Source organism: Rhodobacter sp. TJ_12, assembly GCF_020023995.1.
In the GTDB taxonomy this organism is placed as follows: Bacteria; Pseudomonadota; Alphaproteobacteria; order Rhodobacterales; family Rhodobacteraceae; genus Rhodobacter.
Genome location: NZ_NRRD01000097.1, coordinates 1 through 522, shown reverse-complemented (window position 1 = coordinate 522; position 522 = coordinate 1). Strand labels below are relative to the sequence as shown.

At 43.5% G+C, this 522-nt stretch carries 1 protein-coding gene; it reads right to left on the bottom strand.

The window, feature by feature from the left end; all coding sequences use genetic code 11:
• Nucleotides 1-366, bottom strand: a 366-nt coding sequence (locus CKO11_RS17370) for a hypothetical protein (protein ID WP_015344965.1), incomplete at its 3' end; no start/stop codon positions are given.
• Between the last annotated feature and the right edge of the window lie 156 nt (nt 367-522).

Genomic DNA, 522 nt, shown 5'->3' with positions numbered 1-522 from the left:
TTCTGGAAGATGCTTTTCTTTCAGTCGGTTATGAGTGAACCATTTTGCATATATAATGTAAACCACAAAAGTTAAGAGTGCGGACAGACTATATATCCAGAGAACAGGTACTACGTGATGAAAACGTATCATCTGACCGGATTCATCTGCCAGACTCATTAATGCATTGCTGTATGTTTCAGTCTGAATAAACTCGTAGTAAGGTACCATCACAACATGAAGAAAAAATAAATTAAGCAGATACGTCAGAGAAAACGCGTGTTCCTGCCCGTTATAGGGCGCATACTGCGCAAAAGCGAACATCCATCCTGTGAAAAGCAGAAAACACATCGCGAAATACACCACCACCCATACCGCTGTTTTCATCACTGCCCTCAGTTATATAATTTGTCTGTAACGAAAATGGCATTCAGGCGTTCAGGTCCGTGCCGTTCTGCTTAAGATAATCACTGATGCTCAGGCCGGACAAGCGAATGTTATCCGAAATCTCCCTGAACTGCTCCTCCCAGCCGTCCTGCAGCT